Origin of the sequence: Xanthomonas campestris pv. phormiicola, from assembly GCA_025666215.1 — a bacterium.
Taxonomy (GTDB): Bacteria; Pseudomonadota; Gammaproteobacteria; order Xanthomonadales; family Xanthomonadaceae; genus Xanthomonas_A; species Xanthomonas_A campestris_A.
In genome coordinates this window covers 3519304-3534369 of the sequence record CP102593.1, presented here as the reverse complement: position 1 = coordinate 3534369, position 15066 = coordinate 3519304, and the positions used below count along the sequence as shown (strand labels likewise).

11 protein-coding genes are annotated in these 15066 nt (G+C 70.5%); 8 read left to right on the top strand and 3 right to left on the bottom strand.

What is annotated here, in order from left to right; translation table 11 throughout:
* The first annotated feature begins 28 nt into the window (after positions 1-28).
* The 5 genes from holA to rlmH all read left to right on the top strand — a co-directional run bounded on the left by holA (position 29) and on the right by rlmH (position 4045).
* Complete coding sequence (holA, locus tag NRY95_14620; protein ID UYC14958.1) at positions 29-1063, top strand: DNA polymerase III subunit delta; 1035 nt, start codon at positions 29-31, stop codon at positions 1061-1063.
* Positions 1064-1176: 113 nt separating this feature from the next.
* Positions 1177-1908 (top strand): nicotinate-nucleotide adenylyltransferase, encoded by a 732-nt coding sequence (nadD, locus tag NRY95_14615; protein UYC14957.1) that lies wholly within the window; start codon positions 1177-1179, stop codon positions 1906-1908.
* 59 nt (positions 1909-1967) lie between these two features.
* Positions 1968-2378: a ribosome silencing factor gene (rsfS, locus tag NRY95_14610; GenBank protein UYC14956.1), complete on the top strand. Its 411-nt coding sequence runs from the start codon at positions 1968-1970 to the stop codon at positions 2376-2378.
* A 79-nt stretch (positions 2379-2457) separates the two neighbouring features.
* On the top strand, positions 2458-3528 hold the full coding sequence (locus NRY95_14605) for a J domain-containing protein (protein ID UYC14955.1): 1071 nt from the start codon (positions 2458-2460) through the stop codon (positions 3526-3528).
* Positions 3529-3574: 46 nt separating this feature from the next.
* Positions 3575-4045: a 23S rRNA (pseudouridine(1915)-N(3))-methyltransferase RlmH gene (gene rlmH, locus NRY95_14600; protein ID UYC14954.1), complete on the top strand. Its 471-nt coding sequence runs from the start codon at positions 3575-3577 to the stop codon at positions 4043-4045.
* A 171-nt stretch (positions 4046-4216) separates the two neighbouring features.
* Here rlmH and NRY95_14595 read toward each other — a convergent pair whose 3' ends face one another.
* From NRY95_14595 to NRY95_14585, 3 genes are all read right to left on the bottom strand, one after another.
* On the bottom strand, positions 4217-6982 hold the full coding sequence (locus NRY95_14595) for a TonB-dependent receptor (protein ID UYC14953.1): 2766 nt from the start codon (positions 6980-6982) through the stop codon (positions 4217-4219).
* Positions 6983-7147: 165 nt separating this feature from the next.
* Positions 7148-7828, bottom strand: coding sequence for an energy transducer TonB (locus tag NRY95_14590; protein ID UYC14952.1), 681 nt, complete (start codon positions 7826-7828; stop codon positions 7148-7150).
* A 240-nt stretch (positions 7829-8068) separates the two neighbouring features.
* On the bottom strand, positions 8069-8806 hold the full coding sequence (locus tag NRY95_14585) for an SIMPL domain-containing protein (protein UYC14951.1): 738 nt from the start codon (positions 8804-8806) through the stop codon (positions 8069-8071).
* A 132-nt stretch (positions 8807-8938) separates the two neighbouring features.
* Between NRY95_14585 and NRY95_14580 the strand changes: the two genes are divergently transcribed.
* From NRY95_14580 to NRY95_14570, 3 genes are all read left to right on the top strand, one after another.
* Positions 8939-9505, top strand: a complete 567-nt coding sequence (locus NRY95_14580) for a Maf family nucleotide pyrophosphatase (GenBank protein UYC14950.1) — start codon at positions 8939-8941, stop codon at positions 9503-9505.
* Positions 9505-10995, top strand: a complete 1491-nt coding sequence (gene rng, locus NRY95_14575) for a ribonuclease G (protein UYC14949.1) — start codon at positions 9505-9507, stop codon at positions 10993-10995. Before NRY95_14580 ends, rng begins: the two co-directional genes overlap by 1 nt.
* A gap of 134 nt (positions 10996-11129) precedes the next feature.
* A complete protein-coding gene (locus tag NRY95_14570; GenBank protein UYC14948.1) occupies positions 11130-15008 on the top strand; it encodes a TIGR02099 family protein in 3879 nt (1292 codons plus the stop codon).
* Positions 15009-15066: the final 58 nt, after the last annotated feature.

The following is a 15066-nucleotide window of genomic DNA, read 5'->3' as shown; positions in this document are numbered from 1 at the left end:
GCCGGCTGACCCGTCCCAGGCTGCCGCCATGGAATTGCGTCCCGAACAGCTCGTCACCCAGCCGGCCGCGCAGCCGCTGCATCCGGTCTACCTGATCGCCGGCCCGGAAACCCTGCGCGTGCTCGAGGCCGCCGACGCGGTGCGTGCGCGTGCGCGTGCCGAAGGCATCGGCGAACGCGAGGTGTTCGACGCCGACGGCCGCGATTTCGACTGGAGCCAGCTGTATTCCAGCTTCAATGCGCCGAGCCTGTTCAGCCCGCGCCGGCTGATCGAGCTGCGCCTGCCCAGCGGCAAGCCCGGCAAGGAAGGCGGCGAGGTGATCAGCGCGTTCTGCGCCGACCCGCCGCCGGACGTGGTGCTGCTGATCACCTGCAACGAATGGAGCAAGGCGCACCAGGGCAAGTGGGCCGACGCGGTCGGCCGGCTCGGGGTGATCGCGGTGGCCTGGGCGATCAAGCCGCACGAACTGGGCGACTGGATCGAGCGCCGCCTGCGCAGCAAGGGCCTGCGCGCCGATGCCGGCGCGGTGCAGCGCCTGGCCGAGCGGGTCGAAGGCAACCTGCTGGCCGCCGCGCAGGAGATCGACAAGCTGGCGCTGCTGGCCGACGGCAACAGCCTGGACGTGGCGACGATGGAGTCGCTGGTCGCCGATGCCGCGCGTTACGACGTGTTCCGCCTGGCCGAGGCCACCCTGGCCGGGCAGGCGCCGGCGGTGGGCCGCATGCTCGCCGGGCTGCGCGCCGAGGGCGAAGCGGTGGCGGCCTTGCTGCCGATCCTGATCAAGGAACTGCTGCGCACCGCGGCGCTGGCCAAGGTCCAGGCGGCCGGCGGCAACCTGGCTGCGGAGATGAAGGGGCAGGGCATCTGGGAGTCGCGCCAGGCGCCGTTCAAGCGCGCCCTGCAGCGGCATGCCGAACCGCGCCGCTGGGAACGCTTCGCCGCCGAAGCCGGGCGCATCGACCGCATCGCCAAGGGCCGCGCCGACGGCGATGCCTGGATCGCACTGGAGCGTCTGCTGCTGGCCATCGCCGAGGCGCGGGCGGTGCGGTTGTTGGTGGTATGACCGCCGGGACTCGGGACTCGGGACTCGGGACTCGGAACAGCGGGAACCCAGCGAGTGCGGGCGCTGCTGGTTGTGCCTCCGCTCAACGTGCGGGACGGTCTCTGCAGCCGTTGTTGTCGCCGACGTCCGGATTTTCCGAGTCCCGAGTCCCGAGTCCCGAGTCCCGACACCTGCACCTGATCTACGGCGGCACCTTCGACCCGATCCACAACGGCCACCTGGCGATCGCGCGGGCGGCGCGCGATGCGTTCGCGGTGCCGGTGCGGCTGATGCCGGCGGCCGATCCGCCGCATCGGCAGGCGCCCGGGGCCGATGCGCGGCAACGCTGCGAGATGCTGGCGCTGGCGATCGCCGGCGAAGCCGGGCTGTTGCTCGACCGGCACGAGCTGCAGCGCGCGCTGGCGCAGCCGGGCGTGGCCTCGTACAGCATCGACACGGTGCGCGAACTGCGCGCCGAACTCGGCGCCGCCGCGCCGCTGGCGCTGCTGATCGGCGCCGACAGCTTCGTCGGCTTCAACGCCTGGCGCGACTGGCGCAGCCTGCTCGACACGGCGCACCTGGTCGTCGCCGACCGTGCCGGCAGCGGCTGGGAACGCGCCTTGCCGGCCGAACTGGCGCAGGCGGTGGCCGGGCGCTGGGCGGCGTCGCCGCAGGCACTGGCCTCCGCGCCGGGCGGCCTGTTGTGGTGCCTGCGGCAGCCGTTGCGCAGCGAATCGGCCAGCCAGGTGCGTGAGCGCATCGCCGCCGGCGGCGACTGGGCGGCGCTGGTGCCGGCCGCGGTCGCGGACTACATCCGTGCCGCCGGGCTGTATGCATTGCCCCCCAGCGGCGCCCGCGCCGGCTAGCTGAATACGCGTCTTCGCGTAGTTCCCTATAATTCGCCCATTCCATCGAGTTCGCACCTTTGTCCAGTCAAGCCCACGTCATCAAGACCCAACTGCCCAACCCGCCACCGTCGTTGCCGGTCCTGCTCGCCCATGTCCGCAACGCGCTCGACGAGCTCAAGGCCAAGGATGCGGTGGAAATCGACGTGCGCGGCAAGTCCAGCGTCACCGACTACATGATCGTGGTGTCCGGCACCTCCACCCGCCACGTCAAGTCGATCGCCGACGAAGTGATCAAGCACGCCAAGAAATTGGACGTGATGCCGCTGGGCGTGGAAGGCGAACGCGAGGCCGAGTGGGTGCTGGTCGATCTCGGCGACGTGGTGGTGCACGTGATGCTGCCGCGGGTGCGCGAGTTCTATGCGCTGGAGCGGCTGTGGACGGTCGGCGACCAGCCGCCGAGCGACGCGGACGCCGAACGCGATGCCTGAGCGGCGCGACGGCTCACGCGCTGGCCGCGACGTTGCGCAGTCCATGCAACTGCGCGCGCAGGACGCAACGCAGAGCCGAATGACCCCCGCGCGCAAGCGCTTCGATACGCTGGTCCAGCGCCTGGAGCGCTATCGCCTGGAACTGCTGGCATGGCGCGAGGCGCTGCCGCGCTGGGAGCAGCGCTATCACGAGCAGGTGGAGCCGCTGCTGCAGGCGCGCGACGCGGCCCAGGCGCAGCTGGTGCATGCGCTGGACGCAGCCTATGCCGCTCACAGGCTGAGCAAGCGCGATCGCGCCGACTTGTCCGACATCATCTGCGAGTTGGCCGGCCCGCTGATCGAGGAAGGCGGCTTCGAGCAGCTGAAGCCGATCTACGATCGCCACAGCGAGGTGGGCTTCGACCAGGAAATCGCCGAATCCAACGAACTGCTGAAGTCGGTGATCGGCGCCGAGTTCGGCCTTGCACCGGAAGAGCTGGACCATATCCAATCGCCCGAAGAGCTTTACGCGCAGGTGCAGCAACGCCTGCACGAGCAGCAGGCGCATGCGGCCGACCGCGCGCAGAAGACCGCCAAGAGCCGGCGCGCCGGCACGCGCAAGGCGCAGAAAACCGCGTTCGATCCGCAGCAGTCCTTGCGCGAGCTCTATCGCAAACTGGTGGCGGCCCTGCACCCGGACCGCGAGAGCGATCCGCAGCAGCGCGAGCGCAAGACCGCGCTGATGCAGCGTCTCAACAGCGCCTATCGCGATGGCGATCTGCTGGGGTTGCTGGAGTTGCAACTGGAAATCGGCCAATTGGATCGCGCCGGGATCGCGGCGATGAGCGAGGAGCGCATCCAGCACTACAACCGGATGCTGGCCACGCAGTTGAAAGAGGTGGAGCAGGAACTGGCGCAGGTCGCCGCATCGTTCCTGGACAGGTACGACGTGTACGCCGAGCGCCGGCCGAAGCCGCAACGCCTCGATCCGCTGATGGCGCAGATCAAGCGCCACGTGCAGGACGAGATCGAGGAATACGCCGAGGAGCTGCGCTATCTGCAGCAGGCCTCCACGCTCAAGCAATGGCTCAAGCTGCAGCGCGCGCGCATCGACGAGCAGGAGCGCCATGCGGCGCTGATGGAGTTCGCTTTTTCCGCCGAGCGCTGGTGATGCGTGTGGTGCATGGGGGGCAACGCCGGCCGGCTGCGCCGCAACGATGAAGGCGCGCCTGATCGCCACCGGCGAACGCGCGCCCGCCTGGGTCGCGCAGGGCTTCGCCGAATACCGCAAGCGGCTGTCGCACTGGCTGCCGCTGGAGCTGGTCGAGATCGAACCCGGGCTGCGCGGCAAGGGCCGCGATGCGCAGCGCGCGATCGAGGACGAAGGCCGCCGCGTGCTCGCCGCGCTGCCGAAGAACGCGCTGGTGGTGGCGCTGGACGTGCCCGGCAAGGCGCACAGTTCCGAACAGCTGGCGCAGCGCATGGAGCACTGGCGCGGCCAGGGCCGCGACCTGGCGCTGCTGATCGGCGGCCCCGAAGGCCATTCGCCCGAAGTATTGGCGGTGGCCAGCGAGTCCTGGTCGCTGGGTCCGCTGACCCTGCCGCACATGCTGGTGCGCCTGGTGGTGGCCGAGCAGCTGTACCGCGCCGCGGCGATGCTGGCCAATCATCCCTACCATCGCGCGTGATCGTTCGATCGGCCTGATACGCCCGGTGCGTGCACGGCGCGCCGGCCGCGCAGCGCACGTAGCGCCGGCGCCAAGCCGGCGGCGGAACCGCGACACGACTTGCGCAGGGTCGGCGCAAAAGAAAAAGCCCGGGCTTGCGCCCGGGCTTTTCGTGCAGCGCAACGCGTTCGATCAGTTGAACGTGTACTTCGCGCCCAGCGTGAAGTAGCGGCCGACCGCGCCGCTGTAGTGCAGCGGGTTGTAGTTGACCGCACCGTAGGTGGACGGATCCAGCGGGGCGATCCGGTCGAACACGTTCTGCACCGAGGCGTTGAGTTCGAACGCCTCGGTGACGCTCCAGCGGCCGGACAGATCGAAGGTGGTGAACGAGGCGATCTTCTCGACCGGGCTGCCGTCGGCGTAGAACGCCAGGTAGTCGCCGCCGCGGCGGTCCTTGTTCTCGATGCTGTCGATGTAGTTGACCACGCCGCTGACGCTCCAGCTGCCCTGCTTCCAGGTGGTGCCGACGTTGATGCGGTCCTGCGGGGTGCCGATGCAGTTGGTCACGTCGCAGTTGCCGTGGGTGCCGACGTAATCGACGGTGGTATCGCCTTCGGTACGCTCGAACTTGAGCAGGTGGCTCCACTGCGCGTCCAGCTCCAGCTGGCCCGGACCGATGTCGAAGGTTTGGCGGATGTCCGTATCGATGCCGCGCACGCGCGAGGAATTGGCATTCACGTACGCGGTGTTGACCGCCAGGATGGTGCCGCTGTTGGCCACGCCGCCGATATCGTTGCTGTCGCGCAGGACACTGCCGGCGGCGATCGCGTCGGCGGTGCTGCCCTGGGCGATTTCGTTGGTGCGCTTGATTTCCCACGCATCCACGGTCAGCGAGGTGCTGGCGGTCGGCTGCAGCACGAAGCCCACCGAATAGCTCTTCGACTCTTCCGGCTTCAGGGCCGGGTTCGGGCGGGTGATGATCGCCACCGAACGCGCGGTGCATTCGTTGGCCGGATCGATGGCGCAGCGCACCGGATCGCGTGCGTTGGAGAACGCGGCCAGGCCGCCGTCGCCGTTCTCGGCCGGGTTCGGCGCACGGAAGCCTTCGGCGTAGCTGGCGCGCAGGGCGATCCAGTCGGCCGGGGTCCACTTCACGCCCAGCTTCGGCGTGGCCTTGCTGTCGCCGCTCTCGTACTTGTCGTAGCGCACCGCCGCCGACAGTTCCAGTTGCTCCAGCACCGGCGCCGACAGCTCGGCATAGGCGGCGTAGACGTTCTGGGTACCGTCGTAGGCCGAGTAGCCCAGGCCGATGATGTCGCCGACGTCGGTGTAGGTCTGCGGGGTCAGGCTGTTGCTGGTGCGGCGCCATTCGGTGCCCAGCGCCAGACCCAGCGGGCCGCCCTGCAGGTCGGCCAGGCTGCGCGAGACGGTGAAGTTGAACGTGTCCAGGCTGGACTTGGCGCGCGCGCTGATGGTCGGCGAGATGTAGTCGTACAGCGCCTGCGAGTTCAGCCCGGCGTCGTCGCCGATGCGCCAGGTGCCGGCCGGGCAGGCCGGGTTGCCGAGCACGCAGCGAACGGCGCTGTAGCGCAGGAAGCCGGTGCGCTTGTTGACCAGGTCGGTGCCCGAATGCAGGTAGGCTGTGTCGTAGCTCCACTCGCCCCAGTTGCCCTTGACCCCGGCCAGGAAGCGGTTGAACTCGTTGGTGTTGTCGGTCACGCGCGGGCCCACGTCCCAGGCGCTGTAGCGCAGGCGTGCGGCGTAGGGCAGCGGATTGTCGGGATGGCCGGCGTAGAGCACGGTGGCGCCGGCGCCGCTGTTGGCGTTGACCGGGCCGCCGGGATAGCCCCAGCCGCCGGACACGCCCGACGGGGTGTTGGAGAAAACCGTTTCCTTCTTCGAGTAGCCGATCTCGGTGTAGATCTCGCCGCCCTCGCCGAAGGCGAAGCTGGCGCGGCCGAACACGTTGACGTACTTCTCTTCCGGGCTCAGGTCGCGGAACTTCTGCGCCGGATCCCATAGGCAGCCCTGGGCCTGGGCGCTGGCGTCGGTCTGGCCGGGAATGTTGCTGACGCTGGCGCAGCCGGGCAGGGCGACCAGGTGCGCGGTGTTGTCGAACACCGAGCCGTTCGGGCCGGTGCCGCCTGCGGTGCCGCCGCTGAGATAGGCGCCGCCGAGGAACTGCGCGTCGGTGGCGGCGTAGCCGTAGCGGCGGATGTCGCCGGTGCCGATCCACTTGCGGTCCTTGCGATCGCTGATCTTGATCGCGTCGGTCTTGCCCACGTCCAGGCTGAAGAACGCATTCCAGCCATCGGTGGCGAGGTTGCCGGTGCCGGCGGTCAGGGTGGCCTTGCGCGCGTTGCCGTCGCTGTCGCCGGACATGCCGTAGGAGCCGCGCAGGATCGCGCCTTCGAAGTCGCTGCGCAGGATGATGTTGACCACGCCGGCGATCGCGTCGGAGCCGTAGATCGCCGAGGCGCCGTCCTTGAGGATGTCGATCCGCTCGACCGCGTCCAGCGGAATGGTGCTCAGGTCGGTGAAGACCTTCTGGCCGTCGTCGGCCAGGCCATAGGTGGCCATGCGCCGGCCGTTCAACAGCACCAGGGTGGAGCCAGCGCCCAGGCCGCGCAGCGAGATGCCGGCGCCGCCGCCGGCGAAGCCGTTGCCGAAGGTCTTGGGAATCGAGCCGGCGCCGTCGGAGGTCAGGGTCTGCAGGTATTCGGCCACCGTGCTCTTGCCGGTGCGGTCGATTTCCTGGCGGGTGACCACCTGGACCGGGGATGGGGTCTCGGTGTTGGTGCGGGGGATATTGGAGCCGGTGACGGTGATGCGGTCGAGGGTGGTGGCCGCCTCCTGGGCGAACGCGGTGGGGACGGCGGCAGCGGCGGCGAGGACGCCAGCGACGGACGCGCAAAGGACATGGCGGCGGGTTGCACGCCGTTGGTTCGGGGTGTTCACAGTCTCTCTCCTAACTGGAAGCGCAAGTTTTGATTTCTAATTTTTGCCAAGTGCCGGCACAAAGGCTCGGCTGATGCCATCTAGGTGTATTTGTCGTGAATGAATTGTGAATTTTAAATTAAAGCGACCCCGCTGCACGCTCCTGCACCGGGGACGCGCCAGCATTCAACGGCCCAGCGAAAAATCCACCGGCACCAGTCCGTAGGCCTGAATCGGGGTTCCTTGTTGCAATGCGGCATGGAACTTCCAGCGCTTCAGCACCTGCTCGCGTGCGGCCTGATCCAGGATCCGGTGGCCACTGCTCCTGGCGATGCTGACCTCCAGCGGCTGGCCGTCGACGCCGACCAGCACGCGCAGCAACACGCTGCCCTGCAGGCCGTCGCGCAGCGCCTCGCGCGGGTAGGGCGGGGCCGGCGCACGCAGGTAGTGCAGTTGCATGCCGGCGACCGCTGCGCCGCTCGGACCCGGCGGCACGGTCGGCACGGTCGGCTCGGCCGCGGTGGGTGCCGGATCGGCGCTCTCGGCCTGCATCGGCAGCGGGCTGGTGTCGGCCAGCGGCGCCTGCAGCGGCGTCGGGACCGGCACGGCGGTCGGCACCCGCGGCTGGGTCATCGGCCGCTTTTCGGGCTGCAGGACGGGCTGCGGCGGGGTCGGGGTGATCGGCACCACGACCGGCTGTTGCCAGCGCGGCTGCGGCTGCGCCGGTTCCTGCGGCGGCGCCACGTGCGAGAGCGGGATCAGCAACAGCAGCATGGCCAACAGGTGCAGGCCGATCGCGGCGCTGAGCGCCAGGATCCGCGACAGGTCGATACCGAACGAGGGAGCGGGGAGTTGCGTGCGAACCATGATCCACCTCCATGATGAAGTGCGTCTTGTGGACTTGCGGTACGACCAAACGCGCCAGCGCGGCGGACGGGGTCGATGCGGCACCCGCCCGCGCTTCCGACATTGCACCCGTCGCCATCGGCATGGCAAGCGGCGGCACAGGACGCGCGCGGCCAGCGCTCCGCGCCCATGGATTGGCTGGCGCGGAAACGACGACGGCGCCCGCAGGCGCCGTCGTCGGCAAGCTGGTGCGAGCCGGGCTTACTTGCCCAGTTCGAACACCACGTCCAGGTTGACCGACACGCTGCTCTCGCCGGTCGCCACCGGGGTGCTGTCCATCTCCGCCTTCATCGCCATCGTGCGGATCATCGGCATCGGGCGCACGCCGCCGCCGCTGCCTTCGGAGATGCTGACGATGCGGCGCACGCGCAGGCCCAGCGACTTGGCGTAGGTCTGCGCGCGGACCTGCGCCTTCTTCAAGGCATCGACCCGGGCCTGGTCGTACAGCGGTTCCGGATCGTCGATCTCGAAGCTGGGGCCGTTGATCTGGTTGGCGCCTTGCGCGGCCAGCGCGTCCAGCACCTTGCCGAGCTTGCCGAGGTCGCGCACTTTCAGGTTGACCGAGTTGCTGGCCTGGTAGCCGAGGATCTGCGGCGCCTGGTTCTCGGCGTACTTGTATTGCGGGCTGAGGTTGACGCCGCTGGTCTGCACGTCCTTGTCGGCGATGCCGGCGGCGCGGATCGCGGTCAGCACCTTGGTCATCTGTTCGGCGTTGTGGCGCATCGCCGCGGCACTGTCGCTGGCCTGGGTGACCACGCCGGTCGACAGCGTGGCCACGTCCGGCGCGTGCCTGGCCTCGGCCTGCGCGGCGATGTTGAGCAGGGTGCCGTCGGCGGGCACGGCATAGCCCGGTGCGGCGGTTTGGGCGTGGGCGGTCATCGTGCCTCCTAGGGCAAGGGTCAGGGCCAGCAGCAGCGGACAGACGGATAGTGCACGCATCGGATGTTCTCCTTGAAAGTGGGGCGAGGGTGTTGCCGCGACGATGAACGCGTCGTGATTCGGGGCGGGGTCGACGGCGCGCCGCCGGAATTAGCGATCGTTCAGTCAGGCCCGCCGGGTTATCCTTCCGCCATGCTGTATCTCGCTTCCCGTTCCCCCCGCAGAAACGAACTGCTGACGCGCCTGGGCGTGCCGTTCCGGATCCTCGATCTGGAGGTGCCGGAAGTGCGCGCGGCCGACGAATCCGCGCAAGCCTATGTGCGCCGCGTGGCCTTGGACAAGGCCCGCGCCGGCATGGCGCAGCTGGCCGGCGCGGCCGATGCCGTCGTGCTCGGCGCCGACACCGAGGTGGTGCTGGACGATCGCGTGTTCGGCAAGCCGGCCGACGCCGCCGACGCGGCGGCGATGCTGGCTGCGTTGTCCGCGCGTACCCACCAGGCGATCACCGCGGTGGCGCTGGTCGCCGCGGCGCGCGAGGAGGTGCTGCTGGTGCCGACCCAGGTCAGCTTCGCGGCCCTGTCGGCGCAGGACATCGCCGACTACGTGGCCAGCGGCGAGCCGATGGGGCGGGCCGGCGCCTATGCGATCCAGGGCGGCGCCGAGCGTTTCGTCAGCCGCCTGGACGGCAGTTATTCCGGGGTGATGGGTCTGCCCCTGCACCAGACTTCCCACCTGCTGCGCGCCTTCGGAGTGCTTTGATGTCGCAAGAGATCCTGGTCAACGTCACACCGCGCGAGACCCGGGTGGCCGTCATCGAGAACGGCATGCTGCAGGAGCTGCACATCGAGCGCGGCTGGCGCCGCGGCGTGGTGGGCAACATCTACAAGGGCCGGGTGCAGCGGGTCATGCCGGGCATGCAGGCGGCGTTCGTCGAGGTCGGGCTGGAGCGCGCGGCGTTCCTGCACGCCAACGACGTGGTGCGGCCGGCGCCGGTGGCCAACGGCGACACCGACGAGGCGCCGCCGCTGCCGGTGGCGTCGGGGGTGCCGATCGTGGAGCTGCTGCGCGACGGCCAGGACATCGTGGTGCAGGTGGTCAAGGACCCGATCGGCAGCAAGGGCGCGCGGCTGACCACCCAGATCAGCATTCCCTCGCGCTATCTGGTGCTGCTGCCGCAGTCGCGGGTGATCGGGGTGTCGGCGCGGATCGAGGACGAGACCGAGCGGCTGCGGCTGAAGACCCTGGTCGCCGACCTGGCCGCCAGCCACGGCGGTTTCGGCTACATCATCCGCACCAATGCCGAGGGCCAGCCGGCCGAGGCGCTGGCCGAGGACATCGCCTACCTGTCGCGGGTCTGGAACGTGGTCGAGCGGCGCGGCCGCGACGGCGCCCCGGCCAGCATCATCTACGAGGACCTGAGCCTGCCGCTGCGCGCGGTGCGCGACCTGATCCGCAAGGACGTGGAGAAGGTCAAGGTCGATTCGCACGAGACCTTCGAGCGGCTGCAGGCGTTCGTCGCCAAGTACATGCCGGTGCTGGCCGAGCGCCTGGAGCTGTACACCGGCGACCGCCCGATCTTCGACCTGTACGGGGTCGAGGACGAGATCGCGCGCGCGCTGGACAAGCAGGTGCCGCTGAAGTCCGGCGGCTACCTGGTCATCGACCAGACCGAGGCGATGACCACCATCGACGTCAACACCGGCTCGTTCCTGGGCCAGCGCAACCTCGAGGAAACGGTGTTCCGCACCAACCTGGAGGCGGCGCAGGCGGTGGCGCGGCAGCTGCGGCTGCGCAACCTGGGCGGCATCATCATCATCGACTTCATCGACATGGACGACGCCGAGCACCGCCGCCAGGTGCTGCGCACGCTGGAAAAGGCCTTGTCGCGCGACCACGCCAAGACCACGGTCTACGAATTCTCGCCGCTGGGCCTGGTCGAGATGACCCGCAAGCGCACCGTCGAGAGCCTGGAGCGGCAGCTGTCCGAGCCGTGCCCGGAGTGCAGCGGGCGCGGCTCGATCAAGACCGCCGAGACCGTGACCTACGAGATCTTCCGCGAGATCACCCGCGCGGTGCGCCAGTTCGATGCGGCGCGGCTGCTGGTGATCGCCTCGAGCAAGGTGGTGGCGCGGATCACCGACGAGGAATCCTCGGCGGTGGCCGAGCTGGAGGAATTCCTCGGCAAGAGCATCCGCTTCCAGGCCGACGAACAATACCTGCAGGAGCAGTTCGACGTGGTGTTGCTGTGAGGCCGGGACTCGGGACTCGGGACTCGGGACTCGGCAAGCACAAGCGCGTGCGCTGCTGGGTTTCCGTGCGCGAGGGTGCGGCGTGTGCCCTTGCTTTTCCGAGTCCCGAGTCCCGAGTCCCGAGTCCCGAGTAAATGCCCACCCCCCTGCGCCGCCGCCTGCGCCTGGCCCGCCGTTTCGCGTTCTACGCGGTGGCGATCGGGCTGGTGTGCGTGGCGTTGCTGGTAGGCGCGTTGAGCCAGGCGCTGCCGTTCGTGGAGCGGCACCCGCAGCGGATCCAGGCCTGGCTCAGCGAGCGTGCCGGGCGCCCGATCCGGTTCGACCGGGTCCAGACCGCCTGGACCCGGCGCGGTCCGCTGCTGCGCCTGGATGGCTTGCGCGTGGGCGCCGGCGATGGCGTGCGCATCGGCCAGGCCGAGGTGCTGGTGTCGATGTACGCCGGCCTGTTGCCGGGCCGCTCGTTCACCGAGCTGCGCCTGCGCGGGCTGGCGCTGACCCTGCTGCGCGGCGCCGACGGCAGCTGGTCGGTGCAGGGCCTGCCGACCACCGGGCAGGGCGGCGATCCGCTGGACGCGCTGCAGGGCCTGGGCGAATTGCAGGTCATCGACGGCCGGCTGGCGGTGCATGCGCCGCAGCTGGGCGTGGAGGCGACGTTGCCGAAGATCGACCTGCGCCTGCGCGTGGACGGCGACCGCCTGCGCGTCGGTGCGCAGGGCTGGATCGATCCCAGGCAGGCGCCGTTGACCGCGGTGCTGGACATGGACCGCCGGCGCGGCGACGGCCAGGCCTATGTGGCCGCGCGCCCGGCCGAGCTGGCTGGCTGGTCGGGGCTGCTGCAGGCCGGCGGGATCCGCGTCGACGGCGGCACCGGCCAGGTGCAGGGCTGGGCGCAGCTGCGGCAGCATCGGATCGTCGGGGTCAGCGTCGAGGCCACGCTGCGCGAGCTGCGCCTGAGCGGCGCGGCGCCGGTCGCCGGCGGCGCGCGGCCGCAGACCGCGTTCACCACGCTGCGCGCCACCGCGCGCTGGCGGCTGATCGACGGCGGCTGGCGGCTGGATGCGCCGCAGCTGCAGATCGGCCAGGCGGGCCAGCCGACGCAGCGCCTGGACGGGCTGACCGTGGCCGGCGGGCGCCGCTTCGCGCTGCTCGGCGAGCGCCTGGACCTGGCGCCGCTGCTGGCGGTGGCCGCGCTCAGCGACGGCCTGTCGCCGTCCCTGCGCACCTGGCTGCACGCGGCCCGGCCGCGGCTGCAGCTGACCCAGGTGGCACTGAGCGGCCGCGCCGGCGGGCCGCTGTATGGCCAGGGCCGCCTGAGCGAGCTGGCGTTCGCGCCGGTCGGGCAGTCGCCCGGGGTGAGCGGCCTGCGTGGCCGCTTCGAGGGCGACGCGCAGGGCGGCGAACTGGTGCTGGACGCCGCCAGCCCGGTGCGTTTCGACTGGCCCAGCGGCTTCGGCGTGCCCCACGACGTGCAACTGGCCGGGCGCATCGTGGTGTTCCGCGACGGCGAGGACCTGCGCGTGGCGACCCCGGCGCTGCGCGTGCAGGGCACCGATTACGGCGCCGATGTCCGCGGCGGGCTGCGCTTCCAGGCCGACGGCTCGCGGCCGTGGATCGATCTGGCCGCGCAGCTGCAGGACGCGCCGGTGGTGGCGGCGAAGAAATTCTGGGTGCATTCGAAGATGAGCAAGGCGGCCACCGACTGGCTGGACGCCGCGCTGCAGGGCGGGCACCTGCGCGGCGGCCGCGCGCTGGTGTCCGGCGATCTGGACCAGTGGCCGTTCGTCGACCACAACGGCCGCTTCGAAGCCAGCGCCCGGCTGGACGACGGCAAGGTCCGTTTCCAGCGCGAATGGCCGGCGGTGGAGAAGGTGGATGCCGATGTCGTGTTCATCGGCAACGGTTTCCAGGTCCAGGGCCGCGGCGAGATGGGCGGGGTGCCGGTGGAACGGCTGTCGGCGACGTTGCCGGACTACAAACAGGGCCAGCTCAGCGTGCTGGCCAGCAGCCGCGCCGAGACCGGCCAGCTGTTGGCGATGCTGCGCCAGAGCCCGCTGCGCAAGCGCTACGGCGACACTTTGGACGCGCTCAGCGCCTCCGGCCCGGCCGAGGTGAGCTTCGACCTGCTGCAGCCGCTGAGCGCCGGCGTCGGCGGCCATCACCTGCGCGGCAAGGTCGAATTGCTCGGCGCGCGCATCGCCGACCGCCGTTGGGACGTGGCCTTCGACGACATGCGCGGCAGCGCGGACTACCGCGACACCGGCTTCGAGGCGCCGAAGCTGGCGGTGCTGTACGCGGATCATGCCGGCGAGCTGGCGCTGCGTGCCGGCGACGGCGTGAGCGATCCGCAGCAGGCGTTCGAAGCGGCGCTGAGCGCCTCGGTGGACGCGGACGAACTGCTCGACCGGGCGCCGGAAATGGCCTGGCTCAAGCCCTTCGTGCAGGGCCGCTCGCGCTGGAACATCGGCGTCGGCCTGCCCAAGACCGCCGATGGCGGCGTGCAGCCGCCGACCCGCCTGCAACTGCATTCGGACCTGGTCGGCACCCAGTTGCTGCTGCCGGCGCCGATGGACAAGGGCGTGGCCGCGCCGCTGGCGACCTCGGTCAACGTGCCGCTGCCGGTCGGCAGCGGGCGCATCGAGGTGGCCTTCGGCAAGCTAATGGCGCTGGTCGCGCGCAGCCAGAACGGCAAGACCGGGGTCAAGGTGGTGATGGGCAGCGATCACGTGGCCGAGGACCCGCCCAGCAGCGGCCTCACCGTCAGCGGCCGCACCGCCTCGTTGAACGCGATCGACTGGATCGGCCTGGTCAGCGGCCCGGATCCGAACAAGCCGGCCACGCCGGGCGCCGAAGACCCGATGCCGCTGCACCAGATCGACGTGCTGGCCGACCACCTGCTGCTGCTCGGCGGCGTGTTCGACAACACCCGCCTGCGCCTGCAGCCGCAAGCCGACACGGTGGCGGTGCGTCTGGACGGACCGGCGCTGGCCGGCGAGCTGAGCGTGCCGAGCAAGGAGGGCGGGGTGCTCGGCGGGCGCCTGGCGCGGGTGCACTGGCGCGCCGCGCCGGCGGCCGCGGTGATGGCCAGTCCGGCCTCCGCTCCGACACCCGTAGCGACGGCCGCGGCTGCGGCGGTGCGGCCGCTGACCGAGGCGATCGACCCGGCCACGATCCCGGCGCTGGCGCTGGACGTGGACGACCTGCGCTTCGGCGCGATGAACCTCGGCGCCGCTTCGCTGCGCACGCGCAAGCTGAGCGACGGCATGCAGGTGGACCAACTGCACCTGCGCTCGGACAAGCAGAAGATCGACATCGGCGGCGACTGGCGCGGCAAGGGCGCCGCCGCGCGCACCCAGCTCAACGCCAGCGTGGACAGCCAGGACCTGGGCGAACTGATGCAGAACCTGGACTTCGGCGGCCAGCTGCGCGGCGGCGAAGGCACGCTGCGCCTGCGCGCCGCCTGGCCCGGCGACCCGGCCGGGTTCCAGCTGGCCACGCTGCAGGGCCAGCTCGACGTGGCCGCGCGCAACGGCCAGCTGCTGGAACTGAATCCCGGCGCCGGGCGCGTGCTCGGCCTGCTCAGCGTGGCGCAGCTGCCGCGCCGGCTGATGTTCGATTTCCGCGACTTCTTCTCCAAGGGCTTCGCCTTCAACCGCATCGACGGCCAGGTCCAGTTCGGCAACGGCGTCGCGCGCAGCGAATCGATGCTGATCGACGGCCCCGCCGCGGAGATCAAGGTGCGCGGGCAGGCCGATCTGCGCGCGCAGCAGTTCGACCAGACCATCGACGTCAATCCCAAGTCCGGCAATCTGCTGACCGTGGTCGGTGCGGTCGCCGGCGGCCCGGTCGGCGCGGCGGTCGGCGCTGCCGCCAACGCGGTGCTGGGCAAGCCGCTGGGCGCGATCGGCGCGCGCACCTACCGCGTCACCGGCCCGTGGAAGGATCCCAAGGTGGAAGTGATCGAGCGCGAGTCCGCGCGCACCCCCGCTTCGCCAACGCCCTCCAGCCCTCCCTGAATCGGCGCCTGCGCTGCGCCATCCGCGCTTGCGCTGAGCGCCCATGTCCCCCATGTTG